Origin of the sequence: Micromonospora sp. ATCC 39149 (assembly GCF_000158815.1) — a bacterium.
Lineage (GTDB): Bacteria > Actinomycetota > Actinomycetes > Mycobacteriales > Micromonosporaceae > Micromonospora.
Map to the genome: position 1 here is coordinate 1655190 of NZ_GG657738.1, position 24040 is coordinate 1679229.

A 24040-nucleotide genomic window follows, 5' to 3' on the forward strand; every position below is an offset into this window, starting at 1 on the left:
TTACGGAAGTGTCGCCGGGGGTGTACAGCGGGCAACTGGGCCGTCATGATCTGATGAGTGCCGCTACCGGACACCGAACCGGTTCGCGACCTCGCGCCGGGGATGTGATGTCAGGTTCATCCGGCCGCGAGTCTGAGGTCCTTATACCGGGGAGGGGTTGGGCCGTGGAGATGCGCCTGCCAGAGCCGGGTGACGCGCTCACGGGTGTCGAGATGTTCGCCGGCCTCGAGCCGGAGGCCCGGCAACGGGTGATCGCGGCGGCGGTGCCGCGCACGTACCGCAAGGGCCAGTTGCTCTTCGTCGAGAACGACCCCGGCGAGTCCCTGATCGTGCTGCGCCGGGGCGCGGTGGCCGTGTTCCGCACCGCGCCGACCGGCGAGCGGGCCGTGTTGTCGGTGATCCGCCCGCCGGACGTGCTCGGCGAGGTCTCCCTGCTCGACGCCTCCACCCGTTCGGCGTCGGCCGAGGCGATCGAGGACTGCTCCGCCCTCGCGCTGTCCCGGGCGGCGTTCATGGATCTGGTGCACTCCAACCCGCGCATCCTCGACGCGGTGATGCGATCGCTCGGCGGGCTGATCCGCCGGCTGACCGAGCAGAACGCCGACCACGTCTTCCTCGACCTGCCCGGGCGGGTTGCCAAGACGCTGGTCCGGCTGGCTGGCGAGAGCCAGGCCCCGATGATCACCATAGAGCTGAACCAGAGCCAGCTCGCCGAGATGGCCGGGGGCTCCCGGCAGAGCGTCAACCAGGCGATCGGCTCCTTCGCCAGCCGGGGGTGGCTGCGCACGGAGGGCCGCCGGATCGTGGTCACCGACGTGGCGGCGCTGCGCCGACGCGCCGGCATGAGCGACCGCTGACGCGCGGACTGTTCCGTCGGCTCAGCCGCCAACCGCCGCGCCCCGCACGGGGCGCGGGCCGGGACGTGCGCGGGCTGGCTCAGGTCGGCACGGGTGCGAACGGGGGCCGGCGGGGCTGCCCGCCGGCCCGTTCACCGGTTGATCACTTGTCCGGCTCGTCCGCCGGCGGCGCGCTCGGGCCGGGGCCGATCTTCGTCGGTTCGATCGGCTTGGTCGTCCTCGTGATCTTCGTACTGACCTGGTCGGGGGCTGTGCCCTGACCGTCCGGCGTCTCTACCATGCCCTGCTCCTCCAATGCGGCGAGAGTGACGGCGTCGACCTCGACCGCGTCGCCCGGGGCCCACACGGTGCCTCGCGGATCCGTCCACGCGGCAGACAGTCGTACGTGCACGGCACTCTCCTGGCGTTCATGTCCTGAGCGGAAGGTTAGTCTGGCCCGGTCGGGCGCACGATCCGCCTGCATATCGGGTAGCCGACTCTGCCGCCTGGGGCGATACTGGGCCCACCTCGCGCTACGGAGCCGACCATCGACCTCAAGTGTGGACACTGCTCACGCGAAGCCGGTCCGGACGACCGCTTCTGCGGCGGGTGCGGGCAGGCTCTGACCCGTGCCTGCGCACGCTGCGGGCACGCCAACAGCGCGGAGGCCAACTTCTGCACCAGTTGCGGCCAGCCGCTGCGGGACCGCCCGGTGGTGGTGCAGGAGGACCGCCGCCAGGTCAGCGTCCTGTTCGTCGACATCGTCGACTTCACGACGTACGCCGAGCGAGCCGACCCGGAGCAGGCCCGCAGCCTCCAGCAGACCTACTTCGCCACGGTCCGGCGGCTGGTGCACCAGTACGGCGGGGTGGTCGAGAAATACATCGGCGACGCGGTGATGGCGCTGTTCGGGGCCCCCGTGGCCACCGACAACGACGCGCTGCGCTGCGTACGGGCGGGGCTGGAGCTGCAACGGAACCTGGCCCGCCAGCCGGCCGGCCCGCACCCGCCGCTCGGCTTCCGGGTCGGCATCGCCACCGGCGAGGCGCTGGTCGACCTGTCCGCCGCCCGCGACGGCGGGCAGGGCTTCGTCACCGGCGACGTGGTCAACACCGCCTCACGGTTGCAGTCGCTCGCGCCCTCGGGCGGCGTGGTCGTCGACGAGAGCACCTGGGCGGCGACCCGGCACGACATGGAGTACACCGACCAGCCGCCGGTGACGCTGCGGGGCCGCTCCACGGTCAGCCGGATCTGGCTGGCCGTGCGCGCGCTGCCGCAGCGGGACCTGAGCACCGCCGAGCTGACCCCGATGGTGAACCGGGAGCACGAGCGCGGCCTGCTGGTCAACGCCCTGCACCGGACGGTGACCGAGCGCACCTCCCAGCTCGTCACCGTCTTCGGCTCGGCGGGAGTGGGCAAGAGCCGGCTGCTGCGGGAACTGGCCCGGTACGCCGCCAGCCTGCCCGGGCCGCCGATCACCTGGCTGGTCGGGCAGTGCCCGCCATTTGGCGAGAACGTCACGTACGCCGCGCTCGCCGACATCGTGAGGAGCTGGGTCGGCGTGTCGAACGTCGACGACCCGGCGGCGCTCGGCGACCGGCTGCGGCAGCGGTTGGGCCGGCTGGCCGACCCGCACGCCGTGCGGCTGGCCGACCCGCTCGGCCCGCTCATCGGCCTGCCCGGCGAGCGCCTCACCCCAGGCGAGACCGAGACGTCCTGGCGGCGGTTCCTGCTCGCCCTGGCCGGGACCGGGCCTACGGTGCTGGTGTTCGAGGACATGCACTGGGCCGACCAGGCGATGCTCGCCTTCGTCGAGCAGCTCGGCGCGGCGGCCCGGGGCGTGCCGCTGCTGGTGCTGGCCACCGCGCGGCCGGAGCTGCGGGAGCGGCACCCGGCCTGGACGGGGATGATCAGCGGGGTGATGTCGATCTCGGTGCCGCCGATGCACGACTCCGACATCGACACCCTCTACTCGCTGCTGCTCGGGCAGTCCGCGCTGCTGCCGGCCTCCCGGGGGCCGCTGATCGAGTTCGCCGACGGCAACCCGCTCTACGCCCAGGAGTACGCCCGGATGCTGCTCGACGGCGGGCTGCTCGACGCCTCCGGGCGGGCCGACCCGGGCCGCCCGCCGGAGATGCCGCGCACGGTGCAGGCGGTCATCGCCAACCGGCTCGACCTGCTCGACCCGGCCGACCGGGCCGTGCTCCAGGCCGCCGCCGTCGTCGGCGTGCAGTTCTGGCCGGGGCCGGTGGCCACCGCGCTGGGCCGGCCCGTGCGGTGGGTGGAGCGGGCGCTGGGCCGGCTGCAACGGCGGGATTTGGTGTACGAGCAGCCCAGCTCGACGATGCCGGGCCAGCCCGAGTACCGCTTCCGGCACATCCTGGTGCGCGACGTGTGCTACCAGCGGCTGCCCCGGGCCGAGCGGGTGCTGCGCCACCAGCGCACCGCCGACTGGCTGGAGCAGGTCACCGACGGCCGGCAGCAGGACCTGGTCGAGGTGCTGGCCAACCACCGCTGGACGGCGCACGAAATCGCCCGCACCGTCGGCCTGGACACCGCGCCCTACGCCCCGGCGGCGCGGGCCGCGCTGCACCGGGCGGCCCGTCGGGCGTACGAGCTGAACGCGCTGGACACCGCCGCGACCCTGGTGGGGCGGGCGCTGGCCCTGCCCGGCGGGCCCGAGCCGACCCTGGAGCTGTTCGACGCGGAGCTGGCCCTCTTCCGCGACGGGGACGCGTTCCTGGTCGACGGCGGCGCGGCGCGGCTGGCCGGGCTGGCCGGCGGGCTGACCGAGGCCGGCGAGCCGACCGGAGCGGCCCGTGCCTGGACGCTGCTCGCCACCGCCGCCTGGCGCCGGGCGGACCGCGCCGAGACGCTGCGCTGCCTGGACCGGGCGATCGGCATCTACACCGACCTGCCCGACAGCGAGGAGAAGGCGAGCGCCCTGCTGGAGCTGGCCCGGGTGCACATGCTCAACGCGGAGACCGAGCCGGCGTGCGCGGCGGCCCGGACCGCGGCCGGGCTGGCCGAGCGGCTCCAGCTACGGGAGGTCAGCGCGAGTGCCCGAATCACGCTCGCGGTGGCCCGTTACCTGTCCGGGGTGCCCGAGGCGTACGCGGAGCTGGTCGAGATCACCGAGCACTGCCGGGTGGAGCGGCTGGCCAGCCGCCGGCGGGCGGTGCACAACCTGGCCTGGGCGTTGCAGGAGGAGGGCGACCTGGCCGGCTCGGCCCGGCTGGTGGACGAGCAGCGCTCGCTGGACCTCGGCGGCGAGCACAGCCTCACCGCGAGCTTCGAGGACCAGTGGGCCCGGTCGTACTACGCCGGGGACTGGGGTTCGGCGGCGGAGCTGGCGGCCGAGTCGACGCGCCGGCCGACCGGCGAGTGGGACATGCACATCGTCGCGGTGTCCGGCTGGATGCGGGCGCTGCGCGGCGACCCGCAGACGCCGACCGCCTGGGCGGGTGGGAGCGCCGACGCCCCGCCCGGGGGCGACGATCCGGACCAGGTGGAGCGGGCGGTGGCCGCCGGGCGGCGGTCCGGCTTCCACCGGGTGCTGCGCTCCACGCTGGCCCACGCCGCGCTGTGCCGGGCCGTGCAGGGGCGCGGGGCCGAGGCGCTGCGGCTGCTCGCCGAGCTGGACGAGGACTGGCGGCGGACCCGGGAGATCCCGTTCGCCGAGTGGGTGCCGGCGATCGGCCACGTCGCGGTGGTACTCGGCGGGGACGCGGCCCGGCGGGTGCGCGGACTGCTGACCTGCGCGCCCCGGATGACGCCCTGGGCGCGGGCCGCCGGGCAGGCGGCGGAGGCCGCGCTGGCCCGGTCGGCCGGCGATACCAGGGCCGCCGCCGAGCTGTTCCGGTCGGCGGCCGAGCAGTACCGGCACATGGGCGACCGCACCGACCACGCGCTCGCCGCCGCGCTGTCGGTGCGTACCCTGCAGGAGGTGGACCCGGCGGGCGCGGCCGAGGTGCTGGCCGAGGTACGCGCGTTCGCCGACCGCAACCGCGCGCCGGGCCTGCTCCGCCTCGCCGGGATCGACGGCTAGCGGCACCGGCGGGCCAGGCCGTCGACCAGCACCGGACGGTGGTGGAGGCGATCGCCAGGTGGCCGGGCCGCGTTGCTGGCTGAGGCTCCTGTTAGCAAGCGATAAGCAAAAACCGACATTGAGGCCAGGCCACGACCTGCGGCAGGGCCGCTGACTTCGTACGGCGCGCCACAACGCACTCCCGGAAGGGGCCCCTGACGTGTCACGATTCAGGGCACGGCGTGCGGGGCGTCGGGGGCGACCGCACCGCAAGGTGCGCGAGGGAGGATGTCCGGTGTCAGCGGGTAGGGCCCGCCGGGGACGGCGGGACAACGGGCTCGACGCGAGCGACTATGCCGTCGCCGGCGACGTGGATCCACGCGTGGGCGAACACCTGCTGGACGTGCTGGCCGCGGGCGGCATCGCCGCGTACCTGCAACCCTCGGCCGACCTGAACCCGGTCACCCGCACCACCACCGTTCCGGCCCGCCCCGTGGACCGGCTCTACGTCGACCGGTCCCACCTGGGGACCGCGCGTGACTACCTCACGCAGCTCGCCGAGGAGACCCCGGCCGGGCCGGCCCGCGACGAGCCCGACGTCGACGCCGAGTGGGCCCGCATCGTCGCCGGCTTCCACACCGCCCCGGCCGCCGGGGCGCACCCCTGGCCCGCCGCCGAGGACGTCGACGACGGGCCCGACGAGCGGCCGGCGGGCACGACTGGCCGGGTCGCGGCGGACGAGGGCGGCACCGCCACCGACGTACGCCGGCTGCCGTGGGCCGCCGACGTCTCGGGCGTCTCGGTCGGCGGGAGCCGGCAGGACGAGCCGTCCCTGCTGGACGGGCTGGACACCTTCGGCGCCGACCTGCCCGACGAGGCGGAGGAGCGCTACACCCCGCCGCCGCCCCCGCCGCTGCCCCACGTCTCCAAGTACGCGGTGGCCGGCGTGCTGGCCATCGTCGTCGGCTTCGTGCTCTTCCTGGAGCCGACGCTGCTGCCGGTGGACCCCTCCGTGGTGACCCTGCTCGGCTTCACCGGCGTCCTCGCCGGTTTCGTGACGCTGATCTGGCGGCTGCGCCCCGGCGACTCCGACGACGACCCGGACGACGGCGCCCGGGTCTGACCCACGCCCCGCGGCTCACGCTCCGTCGCCCAGCGTCCCCCAGGGCGGGCAGCGGATGCCCGAATTGCGGGACGCGCACCGCCCCCGGCGGGAGGCGTAACAGTGGTGTAACTTACTGTCAGTAGGAATACGGCTGTACGTCACTCCCCCCACTGGCTGCCCGGTTGTTCCTTGCTCGCGGTGGTCGGTCTCTGCTGATCGGAATGCCCGAGATGCGACAGAGTTCACTCGTGGTGGTGGCCAACCGCCTGCCCATCGACGACAGTGTGGCGCCCGACGGCGCCTGCGAGTGGCGACGCAGCCCCGGTGGGCTGGTGAGCGCCCTGCATCCCCTGCTGCGGCACACGCCGGCCACCTGGGTCGGTTGGGCCGGCGGCACCGGGCCGGCGCCGAGCCTGCCCGACATCGGCAGCGTACGGATGCGCACCGTGCCGCTGAGCGGCGAGGACTTCCGCGACCACTACGAAGGCTTCGCCAACTCGACCCTGTGGCCGCTCTACCACGACGCGGTCGAGCAGCCGGAGTACCACCGCCGCTGGTGGGAGTCATACCAGCGGGTCAACCAGCGGTTCGCCGAGGCGACCGCCGAGGTGGCCGAGCAGGGCGCGGTGGTCTGGGTGCAGGACTACCACCTGCAACTGGTGCCCGGCCTGCTCCGCGAGCTGCGCCCGGACCTGCGGATCGGCTTCTTCCTGCACGTGCCGTTCCCGCCGCCGGAGCTGTTCATGCAGCTCCCCCGCCGGGCCGAGCTGCTGCGCGGCATCCTCGGCGCCGACCTGATCGGCTTCCAGCGCGCCCAGGCCGCGCACAACTTCGCCCAGCTCGTGGCCAAGGTGCTGGAGCTGCCGGCGACCGACCGGCGGATCGGCGTGGACGGCCGGGTGGTCCGCATCGGAGCGTTCCCGGTCTCCATCGACACCGCCGAGATGGCCGCCCTCGCGGCCCGCCCCGACGTGGTCGCGCGGGCGCAGCGGCTGCGCCGCGACCTCGGCGATCCCGACCACGTCATCCTCAGCGTCGACCGGATGGACTACACCAAGGGCATCGAGCAGCGGCTCAAGGCGTACAGCGAGCTGCTGGCCAGCGGGCACGTCAAGGTGCGCGACACGGTGCTGGTGCAGGTGGCGGTGCCCAGCAGGGAACGGGTCACCCAGTACCAGATCCTCCGCGACCGGGTCGAACGCGAGGTGGGGCGGATCAACGGCGAGTTCGGCCGGGTCGGCGAGCCGGCCATCCACTACCTCACCCAGCCGTTCGACCGGGTCGAACTGGCGGCGCTGTACCGGATCGCCGACGTTATGGCGGTGACTCCGCTGCGCGACGGGATGAACCTGGTCGCCAAGGAGTACGTGGCGGCCCGGGTGGACGACACGGGGTCGCTGCTGCTCAGCGAGTTCGCCGGGGCGGCGGCCGAGCTGCCGCAGGCGTACCTGGTCAACCCGCACGACCTGGAGGGGCTCAAGCAGGGGCTGCTCTCCGCCCTCCAGGCCGACCCGGCCGACGCCACGCCGCGGATGCGGGCGATGCGCGAGCACCTGCACCGCAACGACATTCGGGCCTGGGCCCGCTCCTACCTCAGCGCCCTCGACGACGGCGGGTCGCTGCTGACCCACCTCGCCCCGACCGGCTGACGCCGGCACGCCGGCGCGGCCCGCGCTCCGGGTCGCGCCGGCCCCGGTCAGGGGTGTTCCTTCTCCAGCCAGTCCAGGATCGCGTCGATCGGCTCCTGCCAGCGGGCGTCGAGCATCAGGTCGTGCCCCATCCCGGGGAAGAGCAGCGGGGCACCGCCGTGTCGCCGGGCGGCCCGGGTCAGCGTGGCCGGCGGGACCACCCGGTCGTCGGGGCTGCCCAGCACCAGCACGGGCGGGTCGCCCACGGCCGGCTCCGGGTCGTGGTGGGTCAACAGTTGCCACTGGGCGCGCCGGCCGGCCCGGCCGAGCCGGGCGGCGTACCGGCGGGCCTCGGCGTCGGGCAGCTCGCGGCTGAACAGCTGCCGGCGGCTCAGCCGTAACCCCCCACCGACGAGGGCCGGTAGGGTGCCGCCGGGGTTGCGGCGCAGCGCCGTGCCGAGCGTCGCCCAGTCGCCGAGCACCGGGGCGACCAGCACCGCAGCCCGCGCCGGGTACCGGGCCAGGGCGTGCCGGACCACCAGGGCCCCGGCGCCGTGCCCCACCAGCACCGCCTGGCGCGGCAGGCCCGCCGCCACCTGCGTCACGTCATGGGCGTACGCCCGCAGCGTCGCCTCCGGCGCCGGCTCGCTGCCGCCGTGCCCGCGCAGGCTCAGCGCGTACGCCGGGAAGCCGCGACCGGCGGCGTGGGAGAGCCAATGCTCCGCGAACGCCCACGCGCCGTGCCCGAAGCCGGGCACGAACAGCAGCGGCGGGCGGCCCCGTTCCACCTCGGGGAGCGCGCTGAGCACCTCGCGGCGGGCCGGACGGACCGGCCGGGCCCATTCCCGGCCGCGCATGATCCGCACCCGTTGCTGCTGGCTCACTTCTCCTCCAGCTCGTCCATGGCGCGCTGGACGGCGCGCAGGTAGTCGGCGTGGCCCACCTCGAACCAGTGCCGGCTGCTGTCCTTGACCCTGCCCGAGTACCGCTCGCCGACCCCGGCCGCGACCCGCTGCGCGAACGCGGCGGCCCGGTCCGGCCGGCGCAGGCGCAACGCGAGCAGCCGGGCGAACAGGACGGTCTGCCAGTGCGACAGGGGGAAGATCCCCGAGTCGGGCTGGACCAGGCCGGCGACGGCGAGGGTCGGGTGACCGGGGGCGAACGCGTTGAGCCACAGCCGGGGCCGGCCCGACCCGTCGGTGTCGCCGAGCACCCTGGGGTCGAGGAACTCGAAGCGCGGCAGGTATCCGGTGGCGAAGACGACCAGCTCCGGGTCGATCTCGCGGCCGTCGGTGAGCTCCACCGCCTTGGCGTGGAACCGGGCCACGTCCGGCACGGGAGTGATCTGGCCGTGGCCGACGTAGTACACGAGCTGGCTGTTGACGATCGGGTGGGTCTCGTAGACCCGGTGGTCGGGCCGGGGCAGGCCGAACCGGGTCAGGTCGCCGACGGTGAGCCGCAGCGTCCAGTGGTAGAGCCACTGCCGCACGCGCAGCGGCACCCGCAGCGCGATCAGGCTGTCGTTGACCTGGTCGGCGGGGCGGCCGAAAACGTACTTGGGGGCGTACCAGTAGCCGCGGCGGGTGGAGTGCCAGCAGCGGGACGCCTGCTGGGCCGCCTCGACGGCGATGTCGCAGCCGGTGTTGCCGGCCCCGACCATCAGCACCCGCTTGCCGCGCAGCTGCGCCGGGTCCTTGTACGACGAGGCGTGCATGATCTCGCCCCGGAACTCCTCCAGCCCCTCGTAGTGGGGCAGCTTCGGCGACCAGTTGTGGCCGTTGGCGACGACCACGGCGGCGTACCGGGAGATGCGCTCGGGGCCGTACCCGCCGGTGCTGCGGGTGGTGACGTCCCAGCGGTCGCCGTCGACCGGCTCGACCCGGATCACCTCGGTGCCGAACCAGATGTGCTGGCGCAGGTCGAAGTGGTCGGCGTAGCGCTCGAAGTACGACAGCAGCTGACTGTGGTGCGGGTAGTCCGGCCAGTCGTCGGGCATCGGGAAGTCCGGGAACTGGGTGAACGGCCGCGACGAGATCAGGTGGGTGCTGGCGTAGACGGGGCTGCGGTCGTGCCGCCAGTTCCACGCGCCGCCGATGCCGGTCTCCCGCTCGTAGCAGTCGACGCCGAAGCCGTGCTCGCGCAGGTTCTTCACGGCGGTCAGGCCGCTGGCTCCGGCGCCGATGACGCAGACCGTGTCGCCGCGGTCGGAGACCGGTCGGGCGTCCCCGGGCGGGGCGAGCGTCGTCGCGTCCGGCTCGGGACGGCCGGGGTCGGTGGAGGGGGACACCGGAATCTCCTTTGTGCGGCACGAGTGCCGGATCATTCTCCTCATGCGCGGCATGAGCGCCGGGTCGCTGCGAAATCCTTCCGGTAACCCGACCGGTTTGTCCAGCCCTCCGTGGAGGGCGGGTCAGCCGGCCGCGGGCAGCAACAGGTCGACCACGATCGGGAAGTGGTCGCTGGCCCGGCGGGCCTGCGGGGTGTCCACCACGTCGTAGTCGACCACCGTGATCCGGGGGTCGACGAAGACGGCGTCGATGCGGCGGCGCGGGTCCGCGCAGGAGTAGGTGAGCCGGTCGGCGCGGTCGGCCGCGACCGCCGCGTCGGTCAGCCCCTGGCCCACGGTCGCCCAGGCCGCGCCGTCCGGGCCCTCGTTGAGGTCGGCCCCGGCCACCACGGGCAGGTCGGCGGCGGCCAGTTCCCGCTTGAACGCCGCCGCCTGCGCGGGGCGCTCGGCCGGGTCGGTGGACAGGTGCGACCCGGCCAGCAGGAACCGGGCCCCGCCGACCCGGCAGTCGGCGTACGCGGCGCCGCGCATATGCCGGCCCGGGGTCAGCGGGTAGCGCTGGCAGCGGGTGTCCAGCACCCGCACCCGCAGGCTGGTCAGCAGCAGGTTGCCCAGCGACGGCAGGCCGCCGGCGGCGACGACCAGCCCGAACGACTCGGCCAACGACGCGCACTTCTGCCGCCACCGGAACCGTCGGGGCGCCTCCTGCACGATCACCACGTCGGGGGCGACCGCGCGGACCACCGCCGCCAGCACGGCCGTGTCGTCGCGCTGGCTGTGCACGTTGTACGACACGACGCGCAGCGGCACGCCGCCCGGATGCTCGCGAGGCTCGACCACCCGGCCCGCCCTACAGCCGACGGGCCAGGTCGGCGGCGCCGATCACGCCAGCGGTGTTGCCCAGCTCGGCGGGGCGCACCTCGGCGACGGGGAGCCGGCTGCGCTGGGCCAGCGCGTCGGTGAAGGACCGCCGGGTCGGGCCGAGCAGCAGGTCGCCCGCCTCGACGACGCCACCGCCGACGACGAGGACCTGCGGGTCGAGGATCTGCGCCATGTCGGCGAGGCTGGTGCCGAGCCAGCGCCCGACCTGCGCGAACGCCTCGGCGGAGACGGGGTCGCCGCCCTGCGCGGCGGCGGTCACCATCGGGCCGGTGATCGCCTCGGCCTCGCCGCCGGCCAGCTCCAGCAGGGCGACGGCCCGGTGCGGCTCCTGCCGGGCGGCGGCGCGGGCGAAGCGGACCAGGGCACTGCCGCTGGCGTACTGCTCGATGCAGCCGAGCCGGCCGCAGCCGCACTGGTGGCCGTCGGGGACGGTGAGCATGTGGCCCAGTTCGGCGGCGATACCGTGGGCGCCGCGTACCAGCTCGCCGCCGAGCACGATGCCACCGCCGACGCCGGTGCCGATGGTGAACATGACCATGGAGTCGTCGGCGTGCCGGGCCGCGCCGTAGCGGAACTCGGCCCAGGCGGCGACGTTGCCGTCGTTCTCGACGATCACCGGCAGGCCGGTGGCCTTGCCGACGTACTCGCGCAGGGGCTCGTCGCGCCAGGCCAGGTTGGGTGCGAAGAGGACGGTGGAGCGGACGGCGTCGATCCAGCCGGCCGCGCCGATGCCGACGGCGTCGACCTGCCGGCCGGTGGCGAGTTCGGTGACCACCTCGATGATGACGTCGCGGGTCTTGCCCACGTTGTCGGCGGGGGTGTCCCGGCGAGCCTGCACGAGTACCTTGCCGGTGTCGTCAACGACACCGCCGGCCACCTTCGTGCCACCGACGTCGACTCCGATGGTCAGCGTCACCGCTGCCACTCCCCTCTGCTGTGCTGCCCGGCACCGTCACGGCGAACCGCCGCGCCGGTGGGTCGGGATGTCCGGTGGTCAGGCCCCGTCGCCTGGTGCGTCCTCGTCCGCGCCACCGGAGGCCCGCGAGGCGGGCACCACGGGTCGGCCGGCCGGCGGCCGGGGAGCCCGCGGCGCGTTCAGCCCGGCGTCGTCGGCGGGCGGCACGGCGGCGGCCGGAACGCCCGGACCCTCCCCCCGGGTCGCGGCGGACCACACATCCTCATCCGGCGCCGGCTGAGAATCATGCCCGGTACGGGTGGCCTCGCGCCACACGTGATCGCTGGGGCCCTGGTCAGCCGCCGGGCGGGGCGGGGGCGCGGCGGCGTCGCCCGGCTTCCCGGGCCCCGTGGCGGGCTCGCCGGCCGAGGCGAACGCGCGCAGCAGGCTGGCGACCCCGGCCGCCAGATCGCCGGCTCCCGTGGCGAGCCGCTCGGCGAATTCCGGACTCGGGTCGCGCAACGCCGCGATACCGCGGCACACCGGGCAGATGCAGCATTCGGCCGCACCGGTGGCGAAATGACCACCGCCGGCTGGCCGCGCCGCACCGGAGCCGCCGGCGCTGTGACCGAGGACACTCGACACGATCCCGCCGAGCTGACCGAACGGCCCCGCCCCGGAACCACCGCCGGACCCGGCACCCGCGGCGGCCAGCCGGGCCGCCGCGAGCACCGTGGCCACCAGCCGCTCCGCCTCTTCCCGGGCCGAACCCGGATCCGTGCCCCCCATGTTCGGCTCCTCTACCGTGCCGGGCGCGCCGCAGCCGGTCGCGTCACCGCGCCGCACCGGTGTCTTCTACCCGGCGCTTGAGCTGCTTCAACGCCGCATCCATGATCATTTTCTCGGCCTTGCGGCGAAACATGCCGAGCATGCCTACGGAGAGCTCCACCTCCAGGGTGTAGGTCACCGTGGTCGTGCCGTCGGGATTGCCGACCAGGTCGTACGAGCCGCGTTGGGAGCGCTGCATCTTCGACGGCGCCACCAGGTGCCACTCGACGCGGGTCAGGTCCTCGGCGTACTCGTAGGCCAGCACGTACTCGTCGGTCAGCACCCCGGCGTCGATCGTGAAGCGGACCTGGCTGGCGTAGCCGTCCTCGTATTCCTCGATGACCTCGGTCCGGCGCACCGCCTCGGTCCACTCGGGGTAACGCGCGAAGTCGCAGATGACCGCCGCCACCCGTTCCGGTGACGCGCCGATAATGATCGACTGGGTGGAGGAGTCCGCCATGGGGGGAGGCTACCCGCCAACCTGCCTACCGCACCCACCTGGGCGGGCGGGTAGGTTTCGACACAACCGGCCCGTTCGGGCCCCGGCCCGCCCGGCCGGTGCGAGCACGAGGGAGTGCAGGTGCGCGAGTTCTCCGTTCCGCCGATCGTCACCATCGGCGACTCGGCCAACCTGACCGACCCGGTCTGGGCCAATGCCGAGGCCGCGCCGCAGGCCGTCCAGTTCGCCCGGCCCGCCGACTCGGCCGACGCGACGGGCTCGGGTTGGGCCGAGGTGACCTGCCGGCAGTTCCGCGACGAGGTGGTCGCGGTGGCCCGTGGGCTGGTCGCCGCCGGCGTCTCCCCCGGCGACCGGGTCGCCCTGATGAGCCGCACCCGGTACGAGTGGACGCTGTTCGACTACGCCATCTGGGCGTCCGGCGCGGTCACCGTGCCGATCTACGAAACCTCCAGCGCCGAGCAGGCCGCCTGGATCCTGGCCGACTCCGGCGCGGTCGCCGCCGTGGTCGAGACGACCACGCACGCCACCCTCGTCGCGGGCATCCGCGACCGGCTCCCCGCGCTGGTCGACATCTGGCAGATCGAGCTGGGCGCGGTCGACGAGCTGGTCGCCGCCGGGGCCTCGGTCGACCCCGCCGAGATCGACCGGCGGCGCTCGGCGGTGCAGGCCGACGACATCGCCACCATCATCTACACCAGCGGCACCACCGGCCGTCCCAAGGGCTGCGTGCTGACCCACCGCAACATGTACGCCGACATCGCCAACGCCGTGCCGGCGCTGCCGAACCTCTTCCTGCGCCCGGGTGCGTCGACCCTGCTGTTCCTCCCCCTCGCGCACTCCTTCGCCCGGCTCATCCAGATCGGCGTGGTGCAGGCCCGGGCCACCATGGCGCACTGCACCGACACCAAGAACCTGGTCGGCGAGCTCCAGGCGTTCCGGCCGACCTTCGTGCTGTCGGTGCCCCGGGTCTTCGAGAAGGTCTACAACGGGGCCCGGCAGAAGGCCGAGGCCGATGGCAAAGGCAGGATCTTCGACCGGGCGGAGCAGGTCGCCGTGGCCTACAGCGAGGCGCTGGAGAAGCCGGGCGGGCCGGGCCTGGCGCTACGCGCCCAGCACGCGGTCTTCGACAGGCTGGTCTACCGCAAGCTGCGGGCCGCCCTCGGAGGCCGGTGCCGCGACGCGATCTCCGGCGGCGCGCCGCTCGGTGCCCGGCTCGGGCACTTCTTCCGCGGCATCGGGGTGACCATCTGTGAGGGGTACGGGCTGACCGAGACCTCCCCCGCCGCCTCCGTGAACCTGCCCGACGCCACGAAGATCGGCACCGTCGGCCGACCGCTGCCCGGCGTGACCATCCGGATCGACGACGACGGCGAGATCCTGATCTCCGGCAACCTGATCTTCCAGGGGTACTGGCGCAACGAGACGGCCACCGCCGAGGCGCTGAGCCCGGACGGCTGGTTCCGCACCGGCGACCTCGGGCAGCTCGACACCGACGGCTTCCTCAGCATCACCGGCCGCAAGAAGGAGATCATCGTGACCGCCGGCGGCAAGAACGTCGCCCCGGCGGTGCTGGAGGACCAGGTCCGGGCGCACCCGCTGATCAGCCAGTGCGTCGTCATCGGCGACCGGCAGCCGTTCATCGCCGCGCTGGTCACCATCGACGAGGAGGCGCTGCCGAAGTGGCTGGCCGCCCACGGGCGCCCCGAGGCCACCACCGTCGACGAACTGCGCGACGACGAGGCGCTGCGCGCCGAGGTGCAGGGCGCGATCGACCAGGCCAACGAGGCCGTCTCCAAGGCCGAGGCGATCAAGGTGTTCCGGATTCTGCCGCGGGACTTCACCGAGGCCACCGGGGAGCTCACCCCGTCGCTGAAGGTCAAGCGGCAGGTCGTGCACTCCACGTACGCGGCGGAGATCGCCGACATCTACCGGCGCTGACTACGATCCGTCACGTGCCCGACTCCTCGACACCCGTCCGGCCGCCGACGCAGCCGCTCGCCACCGCCGCGCGCGTGGTCATTCTCGCGCTGGTCGCCACCCTCACCCTCTTCGCCACCCGCGACGCCGGTCAGCTCTGCTGGATCGCCCTGCTCGGCCTCGCCGGGCTGCCCGCCGCCCTCGCCCCACAGCACCGGCTGCTCGGCCCGCTCAGCCGCTTCGCCGAGGTGGTGGTGCTGGGGCTGGCCGCGAGCCAGGTCGCCGCGGTCACCACCATCAACGGCACGATCGGCGGCCTCGGCGCGTCGGCCGTGCTGCCGTACCTCGCCGTCCCGGTGACCGTGACCGCGCTGCGCCGCCGGTTCCGCGAGGGCGCGTCGCTGCTCGCCGTCGCCGCCGTCACCCTGCTGATCAGCGCCGCCCTCACCCAGGTCGACGGCGGCCGGCAGCTCGGCCAGCCGGGTTACCTCGCGGTCTGCGCCCAGTGGCTGATCCTCGCCGGCCTGGGCCTCTACACCGCCGGCACCCTGCACCGGGTGATGCGGGTCCGCGGCGAGGGCAAGCCCCAGCCGTACGCCGAGGCGACCCGGCTGCTGACCCAGCTCCGCACGGTGGCCCGGCAGTTGCCCGGGGCGACCCTCGACCCGGGTGGCATCTCCGAGCACCTGCTGGAGGAGCTGCGCACCGTGGCCCGGGCCGAGCGGGCGGCGGTGCTCTCCGCCAGCGGCGGCGGCCGGCTGGTGGTGCTCGCCCAGGCGGGCGTGGACCGGGTCGACTGGGAGACGACGCTCGACGCCGACTCGGCGATCGCCGACGCCTGGGCCAGCCAGCAGCCGCAGACCGCGAATCGCTCGCAGGCCCGCTCGCACGCCGGCGGCGACGTCTCCGCCCTGATCGTGCCGCTGGTCGCCGGGGTCCGCACGGTCGGCATGCTGGTCATGGAGGCGGACGTCGCGCAGGCGTACCCGCCGCCGGTCGTGTCCCGGGTGACCGCGCTGACCCGCCCGGCGGCGCTGCGGTTGGAGGCCGCGCTGCTCTTCGACGAGGTGCGCTCGCTGGCCACCAACGAGGAGCGGCAGCGGCTGGCCCGGGAGATCCACGACGGGGTCGCCCAGGAACTGGTCATGGTCGGGTACGGCATCGACAACGCCCTCGCCTACGTCGACGAGGACCCGGTGGAAACCGCCGAGGCGCTGCGCACCCTGCGTGGCGAGGTGACCCGGGTCATCACCGAGCTGCGGCTGAGCCTGTTCGAGCTGCGCAGCGAGGTGGACCGGCACGGCGGCCTGGCCGCCGCCATCGCCGAGTACGCGCGCACCGTCGGCGCGTCCGGCGGGCTGCGGGTGCACCTGTCGCTGGACGAGTCCACCGCGCGGCTGCCCGCCGCCACCGAGGCGGAACTGTTGCGCATCGCCCAGGAGGCGGTCACCAACGCTCGGAAGCACGCCGGGGCGTCGAATCTGTGGGTCACCTGCGAGGTGGACCCCCCGTACGCTCAAATCGAAGTGTCGGATGACGGTCACGGCATCGGTGACCAGCGCACGGACGGCCACTACGGGCTTGCGATCATGGCCGAGAGGGCGGAACGTATCCGGGGCCGGTTGGAGATCAGGCCGCGCCAACCCAGCGGCACGACCGTGGCGGTGGTTCTCGGCTCCTCGCCCCGGCGCGATAGGGTGCGCGGCAACGCCGCAGCAGCAGAAGTGGAGTAACCCGAGGATGACCACAAGCCCGACACCGGCAACCCGCACCAAGGTCCTCCTTGTCGACGATCACGATCTGATCCGCAAGGGGCTGCGGCACGCCTTCGAGCGGGACCGGCAGTTCGAGGTCGTCGGTGAGGCCGCCACGGCGGCAGAGGGGGTCCGGCAGGCCGGCGCGCTCCAGCCCGACGTGGTGATCATGGATCTGCGGCTGCCCGACGGCAGCGGCCTGGAGGCCACCCGCGCGCTCCGCAAGTCGAGCGCGTCGATGGGCATCGTCGTGCTCACCATGTACGCCGGCGACGACCAGCTCTTCGGCGCGCTGGAGGCCGGCGCGAGCGCGTTCGTGCCGAAGACGGCCCCGGCCGACGAGGTGGTGGCCGCCGCCCGGCACGCCGCTTCCTCGCCGAGTGCGTTCACCGCGGCCGACCTGGCCGAGGCGATGAAGCGGCGGCTCGCGCCGTCCGGCCCGCAGCTCTCCCCCCGCGAGGGTCAGGTGCTGCGGCTGCTCGCCGACGGGATGAGCGTGGCCGGCATCGCCAAGCAGCTCTTCGTCAGCGAGTCAACGGCCAAGACCCACATCTCGAAGCTCTACGAGAAGCTGGGCGCGGCCAACCGGGCACAGGCCCTCATGACGGCGCTGCGGCTCGGCCTGCTCGAAGCGCCCGACGCCCCGAAGTTCTGACGCTGCGGTGCCCGGTCGGCAGCACCGGCCGGGGCTTCCGTGGCGGCCGGCGGGTCCGGTCAACGGGACCCCCGGCCGGACGAGCGGGTCGACAACGGCCCTCTCTGGTCACCCGCCCGGCCGGCGGGGCAGAATACCCGGTGACCCACGCGGGCGGCGTGGCCCGCGTCGTTGACAAAAGGGGTAGGGCATGCAGCGGCCGGACTGGGCACCCGAAACCATCGACATCGAGCGTCCCAGCGTGGCCCGGATGTACGACTACTATCTCGGCGGCTCACACAACTTCGCCGCCGACCGGGCCGCCGCCCGGGCGATGGTGGACGCGGTGCCCGAGGCCCCGCTGATGGCCCAGGCCAACCGGGCGTTCCTCCGCAGGGCGGTGCAGTTCCTCGCCGAGTCGGGGATCCGTCAGTTCCTCGACATCGGCTCCGGCATCCCGACCGTCGGAAACGTGCACGAGATCGCCCAGCGGATCGCCCCGGAGTCCCGGGTGGTGTACGTCGACATCGACCCGGTGGCCGTGGCGCACAGCCGGGAGATCCTCAGCGGCAACGACCGGGCCGCCGTGCTTCAGCAGGATCTGCGCCACCCGGAGCGGATCCTGGCCCACCCCGAGGTCACCCGGATGCTCGACTTCTCCCAGCCGGTCGCGGTGATGATCGTGGCGGTGCTGCACTTCGTGCCGGACGACGACCGGCCCGACGAGATGCTGCGGACCCTGCGCGGGGCGCTCGCCCCGGGCAGCTACCTGGTGATGTCGCAGGCCAGCGACGACGACCGGCACGACACCGGGGAACGCGAGCAGGCCGAGGCGGTCTACCGGCGCACCGACAACCCGCTGTTCATCCGCAGCCGACGCGAGTTGGCCGCCCTCTTCGACGGCTTCACGCTGGTCGACCCCGGCGTGGTCTGGGTCCCGCAGTGGCGGCCGGAGACACCGGAGAGTGCCGAGGACGCCGAGAAGGCGGTTTTCATGGGCGGCGTCGGGCGGCTCGGTGGATGAGCACCCGAACGGCCGGTCAGGCCCGTCAGCCCCCGGCGGCCCCGCCTCCTGTCCGGGTGTGTTCGCCCGGGCCTGGGCGAAGGCGGTCTCCGGCACCAGCTACCTGCCAATGACACAGGCCCAACTGGAGGCGCTGCTGCACCGGCTCACCGTGCGGCTGGCCGGGGCGCTGGTGTCCGAGCCGTTCGACCTGCGGGCCGGCCACCAGGTCGGCGCCGAACTGGTGGCGGCGCACATCGCCTCCGCCGAAGGGCTTGGGCGGACCATCGAGGTCATCCAGCTCCGGCTGCTGCGCGACCTGGGGCTGGTCACCGAGGACGTCGAGGACCGGATGCCCCGGTTGCTGGCCACCGTGGCGACCGGCTACGCCCGGGCGCTGCGGGACCGGACGCTCGACGAGCAGGAGTCGATCCGTCGGGCCGCGATGATGGCCCGCGCGGAGGCCGAGCGTGCCCTGCGCGACAGCGAGGCCCGGTTCCGCCACCAGGCCACCCACGACCCGCTGACCGACCTGCCCAACCGCACGCTGTTCACCGAGCGGCTCGCCGCCGCCATCGACTCCCCCGGCCGAGGCGCGGACCGGGTCGGGGTGTGCTTCCTCGACCTGGACCGCTTCAAGGTGGTCAACGACTCCCTCGGGCACCATGTCGGCGACATGCTGCTGGTGTCGGTGGCCGACCGGCTGCGCCGCGCGCTGGGCGAGCACCTGGTCGCCCGCCTCGGCGGGGACGAGTTCGTCATTCTGGTCGAGCGCACGGCGGGCACCGACGACGTGGTGAAGGTGGCCGAGGCGGCGCTGGCCGCGATCAACGAGCCGGCCCTGGTCGACGGGCACGAGCTGACCGTGTCGGCGAGCATCGGCATCGTCGAGCGCCCCGTGGCCGGCACCACCCCGATCGACCTGATGCGGGCCGCCGACGCCACGCTGCACTGGGCCAAGGCGGCCGGCGGGGCCCGCTGGACGCTGTTCGACGCCGACCGCAACCGCCGCGAGTTGGCCAGGTACGCCCTGTCCGCGGCGATCCCGGCGGCCCTCGAACGGGGCGAGTTCCAGCTGGACTACCAGCCGCTGACGTCGCTACGCGACGGCAGGGTGCTCGGGGTGGAGGCGCTCGTCCGCTGGCGGCACCCCGAGTTGGGCAAGCTGTACCCGGGCAGCTTCATCGAGCTGGCCGAGGAGACCGGGCTGATCGTGCCGCTCGGTAGCTGGGTGCTCGCCGAGGCGTGCCGGGAGGCCGCGACCTGGTCGTCGTTCGGCACCGCCGCACCGTTCGTCAGCGTCAACCTGGCGGTCCGCCAGGTGCACCGTCCCGGCCTGGTACGGGAGGTGCGCGACGTGCTCGAACGCACCGGCCTGCCGCCCGAGCGGCTCCAACTGGAGGTCACCGAGAGCACCATGATGAGCGCGGTGGAGGAGCCGGTACGCGCCCTGCGGGTGCTCGCCGACATGGGCATGCGGATCGCCATCGACGACTTCGGCACCGGCTACTGCAACCTGGCGTACCTGCGGGACCTGCCGGTGACCGAGCTGAAGGTGGCCGGCGAGTTCGTGGCGGGGCTGCGCGCCCCGGCGGACGACCCGGCGAGCCGCACCGACGAGCGCATCCTCGCCTCCCTGGTCTCGCTGGCGCACGCGCTGGACCTGACGGTGACGGCCGAGGGGGTGGAGACCGAGGGGCAGGCCGACCGACTCCGCACCATCGGCTGCGACGCCGCCCAGGGCTGGCACTTCGGCAAGCCGGCACCCGCCGCCCGCCTCCTGGAACGCCTGGCCTGACGGCGGCCCCGTCGTCCGCTTCCGCGCGGTGCCCGGCCGCCCATCTGCGAGGGTGCGTTCGAGCCCTTTGGAGCTGCCCGCACGAACGGGGCAGCCCTCGGAACGAACGGGGCAGCCCCCGAAATGGACGGGCAGCGCTCCCGAATGGACGGGCAGCCCCCGAAACGGACGGGCAGCGCTCCCGAATGGACGGGCAGCCCCCGAAACGGACGGGCAGCGCTCCCGAATGGACGGCGCAGCGATCCCGAATGGACGGCGCAGCCGGACCCGCACAAAACGTGCCCTCCCGCGGCCCGGTCGATGGTGCGGGCGCACGGACGGGGCAGCTCCAAAGGGCCCGGACCCATCTGGTCACCCCCCCCCGCACCGCGTATCGCGCACCGCGTATCGCGCACCGCGTATCGCGCACCGGGCAAGCGCCAGGCACCACAGGTCAGGCGCACCCCGCCATGCGCCACGCCGCGCACCGGCGAGGGTCAGCCGGCGAGGAGGGTGGCCATCCGGGCGGCCTGGGTCTCCCAGCGCCACTCCCGCTCCACCCAGGCCCGGCCCGCCGCACCGAGCTGCCGGGCCAGATCCCGGTCGGCGAGCAGGGTGGCCACCCGGTCGGCGAGTTGGGGGACGTCGCGGCCGGAGACCACGTACCCCGTCTCGCCCTCGCGGACGGCGTCCGGCGCGCCCCCCGAGTCCCCGGCCACCACCGGCAGGCCGGTCGCCGACGCCTCCAGGTAGACGATGCCGAGCCCCTCGACGTCCAGGCCGCGGTTACGGGTGCGGCAGGGCATCGCGTAGACGTCACCGGCGGCGTAGTGGGCGGGCAGGTCCGCCGAGGGCACCGAGCCGGTGAAGACGACATCCCGCTCGACGCCGGTCTGCCGGGCCAGCTTCTCCAGGTCGGCTCGGTACGGCCCCCCGCCGACGACCAGCAACGCAGCGTCCGGCACCCGGCGGCGGATCTCCGGCAGGGCCCGGATCAGCATGTCCTGGCCCTTGCGCGGCACCAGCCGGGAGACGCAGACCACCACCGGCCGGTCCGCGAGACCGAGCCGGGCTCGCACCGACGCGCCGTCGACCGCCGGATGGTACGTGTCGACGTCGACGCCGGGGGCGAGTCGGCGCAACTCGGTCACCCCGTGCAGCGCCCGCTCCAGCCGGACCCGGGTGTACTCGCCCAGATAGGTGACCACGTCCGCGCCGCAGCCGATCCGGCGCAGCGCGGCGCGAGCCCCGGGCAGCGCCGCCCACCCCACCTCGTGCCCGTGGGTCAGGGCCACCGCCCGGCGGATCCCGGCGCGCCGGCGCAGCCCGGCGGCGAGCAGCCCGAGCGGGGCCGCCGCCCCGAACCAGACGGTGTCGCAGTCGTGCCGGCGGGCCAGCCGGGCGGCCCGGCGGGCGATCAGCGGGGTGGGCAGCAGCACCCGGGTCCGCTCCCGGACCACCTCGAACGGCTGGTCGGCGTCGAACTTCTCCGCCCCCGGCCAGCTGGACGCGTAGACCACCACGGAGCCGGTGGGCTGGCGGACGGCGAGGTTGTGCACGAAGGACTGGATGCCGCCCGGGCGGGGCGGGAAGTCGTTGGTGATCAGCAGCGTACGGCTCATCTGCCGGTTTCCCTGGCGTAGGCGCGGGCGGCGGCCATCCGCTCGACCGTGGACGGGTGCGACGCCGAGTAGAGGTACTCCCAGCGGGGCGGGTCGGGGTCGGCCAGGTTCACCCCGGCCAGGCGGCGCTGCATCGCCTCGAAGGTGGCCGGGGCGCCGGTGAGGGCGAACGCGTGCGCGTCGGCCCGCGCCTCGACCCGGCGGGACATCAGCGCCTGGACCGGGGCGGTCACCAGACCGGCCACCGTGACCAGCGCAATCAGCAGCGGGAACGCGCGCGGCTCGGCGATCGAGTCGACGCCGGCCAGGCGCAGCAGCGGCCCGGCGGAGCCGAGCAGGTAGAGCACGACCACAGCCAGCGCGGCGCCCAGCGCCCCGGTGAGCGTGCCCGTCCAGACGTCCCGGTGCTTGGCGTGGCCCAGCTCGTGCGCGACGACGCTGGTCACCTCGGCCGGGGTCGCCTCACGCAGCAGGGTGTCGTAGACGACGACCCGGCGGGTCGGCCCGAGCCCGGAGACGTACGCGTTGACCGCACGGGTGCGCCGGGACGCGTCGGCGACCAACACGTCGCGCACCGGCACCCCGTCGCGGGCCGCCATCGCCATCAGCTCGGTGCGTAGTGGGCCCTGCTCCATCGGGGTGAACCGGTTGAACACCGGCTCCACCAGCACCGGCAGCACGAACGACAGCAGCACCACCAGCCCGGCCGCGCCGGCCGCGCCGAGGGCCCACCACCAGCGTGGGGCGAGCCGGACCACGGTGTAGAACCCGAGCAGGGCGAGCGCGCCGATCACCGCGCTGACGGCGTACGACTTGAGCAGGTCGGCCGTCCAGCCGGCCCAGCCCTGGGTACTCATCCCGTACCGGGTGAGGACCGTCTGCCGCCAGGCGGCGAACGGCAGGGTGAGCAGGTCGGCGACCAGCAGCACGGCCAGCCCGCCGAGCACGGCCTGGGCGACCCAGTGGCCGCCGAACGGGCGGGCCACCAGCTCCACCAGGCGACCGCCCAGCGGGGTGAGACCGAACGCCAGGGCCACCAGCAGGCCGACCGCCAGGGCGGCCCAGCCGCCGGGGCGCAGCGCGGCGCGGAAGGCCCGGGCACGGGCGACCTGCTCGGCGGGGAGGTCCCGCAGCGCGGCGAGCTGGTCGGCGCGCGGGGCGGGCGGCCGGTGCCAGGGCACGAGCAGGGCGACGGCGACGAGCAGCGCGACGGTGAGCCCGGCGAGGGTGAGCACCGCCCATCCCCGTGGTGTCACCGGGTCACCCCGCATCCGCCGTCGGCCCGGCCTCGTCCTCGCCCCATCCCGCGCTCCTCCCGCCGCTGGGCCCACCGTGAGCGCTCATCCTATTGCCGGCGGCGGCGGTGCCGTCCGGGGCGGGCACACCGGCCCGGCACGGCGGGACGCTACGCGGCGCGGCGACGCCGGGTCGGGCGGGGACGGGGCATCCGGGCCGGGGCCTCGGGCGCGTCGCCGCCGGGTGCCGCCTCGGCGGCGGTCAGCACCTCGACGTCGAAGCCGGCGCGGGCGAACACCTCGATCGCCCGCAGCTCGGCGGGACCGAGGCCGCCCTCGGGGGCCTCGGTGTCGAGCAGCGCGGTCACCAGGCAGCCGCCGCAGCCCGCGCCCCGGACCCGGCACCTGTCGCAGTCGATCAGCATCGTTCCTCCTGAAGCGATGCGTCGGTGGACGGGCCGGGACGTCGTCGTCACCGCCCGACCACCGTCGGCCACTGCGACACTACGACCGGGGTACGACAGATTCGGACAACCGGTCAGCTTCCCCCGCAGAACCGAGCAAGGGACTCGATCATCCGCGCGGCAGGGCGCGGCGAACCGGGCGCGGGCAGGGCGCGGCGAACTGAGGGCGGGACGGTGCGGCCGGTCAGGATCGGGCCAGGCGGCGCAGCAGCGAGTCGGCGCCGAGCGGGTACGCGCCGTGTCGGCGTACCCCGTCGGCGACCTCGCGGTCGGAGGAGACCACGACGACCGGCCGACCGGCCGGCTCGGCCCGGACCAGCCGGCGAATCAGCTCGTCGGCGGTCTCGCCCTTGCGGGAGAAGAGCACCCGCACGCCACGCGGGGTCGGCGGCAGGCCGTGCATCCGCTCGGCGCCGTCGAAGACCACGGTGACCTCGTCCCCGGTCTGCGCCGCGATCCCGCCCAGCCCGGTGATCAGTCGCTTGCGCTGCTGCTCCAGCGACATCTCGCCGAAGCCGCGCTTCGTCACGTTGTAGCCGTCCACCACGAGGTGCGCTTTCGGCAGCGCGAGGAGTTGGTCGAGCCGAGCCGGGTCGTCGGTGTCCCGGGCCCGCGTGGCCGCGCCGGCCGGGGCGGTCGTCGACTGGTCGGCGAACGCGTCGGCCACGAAGTCGGCGGGGAGCCGG

At 74.4% G+C, this 24040-nt stretch carries 20 protein-coding genes; 9 read left to right on the plus strand and 11 right to left on the minus strand.

The genetic code is table 11. The features are described from left to right. Positions 1-164 precede the first annotated feature (164 nt). A complete protein-coding gene (locus MCAG_RS06665) occupies positions 165-857 on the plus strand; it encodes a Crp/Fnr family transcriptional regulator (RefSeq protein WP_007072206.1) in 693 nt (230 codons plus the stop codon). 142 nt (positions 858-999) lie between these two features. Here the strand turns inward: MCAG_RS06665 and MCAG_RS06670 are convergent, their stop codons facing one another. Next, the gene (locus MCAG_RS06670) at positions 1000-1248 is read right to left on the minus strand and encodes a hypothetical protein (protein WP_036372608.1); all 249 of its coding nucleotides are present in this window, start codon (positions 1246-1248) and stop codon (positions 1000-1002) included. A 135-nt stretch (positions 1249-1383) separates the two neighbouring features. Between MCAG_RS06670 and MCAG_RS06675 the strand changes: the two genes are divergently transcribed. From MCAG_RS06675 to MCAG_RS06685, 3 genes are all read left to right on the plus strand, one after another. Beyond that, positions 1384-4884: an adenylate/guanylate cyclase domain-containing protein gene (locus MCAG_RS06675; protein ID WP_083802211.1), complete on the plus strand. Its 3501-nt coding sequence runs from the start codon at positions 1384-1386 to the stop codon at positions 4882-4884. Positions 4885-5158: 274 nt separating this feature from the next. Continuing rightward, positions 5159-5986, plus strand: coding sequence for a hypothetical protein (locus MCAG_RS06680; protein WP_007072209.1), 828 nt, complete (start codon positions 5159-5161; stop codon positions 5984-5986). Between the two features lie 212 nt (positions 5987-6198). Beyond that, the gene (locus MCAG_RS06685; RefSeq protein WP_036376542.1) at positions 6199-7617 is read left to right on the plus strand and encodes a trehalose-6-phosphate synthase; all 1419 of its coding nucleotides are present in this window, start codon (positions 6199-6201) and stop codon (positions 7615-7617) included. A gap of 47 nt (positions 7618-7664) precedes the next feature. Here MCAG_RS06685 and MCAG_RS06690 read toward each other — a convergent pair whose 3' ends face one another. The 6 genes from MCAG_RS06690 to MCAG_RS06715 all read right to left on the minus strand — a co-directional run bounded on the left by MCAG_RS06690 (position 7665) and on the right by MCAG_RS06715 (position 12948). Continuing rightward, positions 7665-8453, minus strand: a complete 789-nt coding sequence (locus MCAG_RS06690) for an alpha/beta hydrolase (RefSeq protein WP_036376544.1) — start codon at positions 8451-8453, stop codon at positions 7665-7667. Positions 8454-8476: 23 nt separating this feature from the next. Continuing rightward, the gene (locus tag MCAG_RS06695) at positions 8477-9883 is read right to left on the minus strand and encodes an NAD(P)/FAD-dependent oxidoreductase (protein ID WP_007072212.1); all 1407 of its coding nucleotides are present in this window, start codon (positions 9881-9883) and stop codon (positions 8477-8479) included. Between the two features lie 123 nt (positions 9884-10006). After that, positions 10007-10723 carry an endonuclease/exonuclease/phosphatase family protein gene (locus tag MCAG_RS06700; RefSeq protein ID WP_007072213.1) on the minus strand — a complete coding sequence of 239 codons (717 nt, stop codon included), beginning with the start codon at positions 10721-10723 and terminating at the stop codon, positions 10007-10009. A 10-nt stretch (positions 10724-10733) separates the two neighbouring features. After that, positions 10734-11690, minus strand: a complete 957-nt coding sequence (locus tag MCAG_RS06705; protein WP_198141511.1) for an ROK family glucokinase — start codon at positions 11688-11690, stop codon at positions 10734-10736. Between the two features lie 69 nt (positions 11691-11759). After that, positions 11760-12449 carry a hypothetical protein gene (locus tag MCAG_RS06710; protein WP_036376546.1) on the minus strand — a complete coding sequence of 230 codons (690 nt, stop codon included), beginning with the start codon at positions 12447-12449 and terminating at the stop codon, positions 11760-11762. A gap of 43 nt (positions 12450-12492) precedes the next feature. After that, positions 12493-12948 carry an SRPBCC family protein gene (locus MCAG_RS06715; RefSeq protein WP_007072216.1) on the minus strand — a complete coding sequence of 152 codons (456 nt, stop codon included), beginning with the start codon at positions 12946-12948 and terminating at the stop codon, positions 12493-12495. 120 nt (positions 12949-13068) lie between these two features. Here MCAG_RS06715 and MCAG_RS06720 point away from each other — a divergent pair, with 120 nt between their 5' ends. The 5 genes from MCAG_RS06720 to MCAG_RS06740 all read left to right on the plus strand — a co-directional run bounded on the left by MCAG_RS06720 (position 13069) and on the right by MCAG_RS06740 (position 20054). After that, positions 13069-14886 (plus strand): long-chain fatty acid--CoA ligase, encoded by a 1818-nt coding sequence (locus MCAG_RS06720; protein WP_007072217.1) that lies wholly within the window; start codon positions 13069-13071, stop codon positions 14884-14886. Between the two features lie 74 nt (positions 14887-14960). Beyond that, the gene (locus MCAG_RS06725; protein ID WP_050778163.1) at positions 14961-16598 is read left to right on the plus strand and encodes a GAF domain-containing sensor histidine kinase; all 1638 of its coding nucleotides are present in this window, start codon (positions 14961-14963) and stop codon (positions 16596-16598) included. A gap of 7 nt (positions 16599-16605) precedes the next feature. Continuing rightward, on the plus strand, positions 16606-17274 hold the full coding sequence (locus MCAG_RS06730) for a response regulator transcription factor (protein ID WP_007072219.1): 669 nt from the start codon (positions 16606-16608) through the stop codon (positions 17272-17274). 190 nt (positions 17275-17464) lie between these two features. Then, positions 17465-18277, plus strand: a complete 813-nt coding sequence (locus MCAG_RS06735; RefSeq protein ID WP_007072220.1) for an SAM-dependent methyltransferase — start codon at positions 17465-17467, stop codon at positions 18275-18277. A gap of 109 nt (positions 18278-18386) precedes the next feature. After that, positions 18387-20054: a bifunctional diguanylate cyclase/phosphodiesterase gene (locus tag MCAG_RS06740; RefSeq protein WP_198141720.1), complete on the plus strand. Its 1668-nt coding sequence runs from the start codon at positions 18387-18389 to the stop codon at positions 20052-20054. Positions 20055-20530: 476 nt separating this feature from the next. On the opposite strand, the gene MCAG_RS06745 is transcribed toward MCAG_RS06740, so the two are convergent. From MCAG_RS06745 to MCAG_RS06760, 4 genes are all read right to left on the minus strand, one after another. Then, positions 20531-21655: a glycosyltransferase family 4 protein gene (locus MCAG_RS06745; RefSeq protein WP_007072222.1), complete on the minus strand. Its 1125-nt coding sequence runs from the start codon at positions 21653-21655 to the stop codon at positions 20531-20533. Further along, positions 21652-22911, minus strand: a complete 1260-nt coding sequence (locus MCAG_RS06750) for a M48 family metallopeptidase (protein ID WP_036376548.1) — start codon at positions 22909-22911, stop codon at positions 21652-21654. The genes MCAG_RS06745 and MCAG_RS06750 overlap by 4 nt, the downstream gene beginning before the upstream one ends. A gap of 149 nt (positions 22912-23060) precedes the next feature. Next, the gene (locus MCAG_RS06755) at positions 23061-23315 is read right to left on the minus strand and encodes a hypothetical protein (protein ID WP_036372613.1); all 255 of its coding nucleotides are present in this window, start codon (positions 23313-23315) and stop codon (positions 23061-23063) included. 223 nt (positions 23316-23538) lie between these two features. Beyond that, positions 23539-24040 (minus strand): NYN domain-containing protein (locus MCAG_RS06760; protein ID WP_036372615.1); only part of this gene is annotated, 502 nt, incomplete at its 5' end.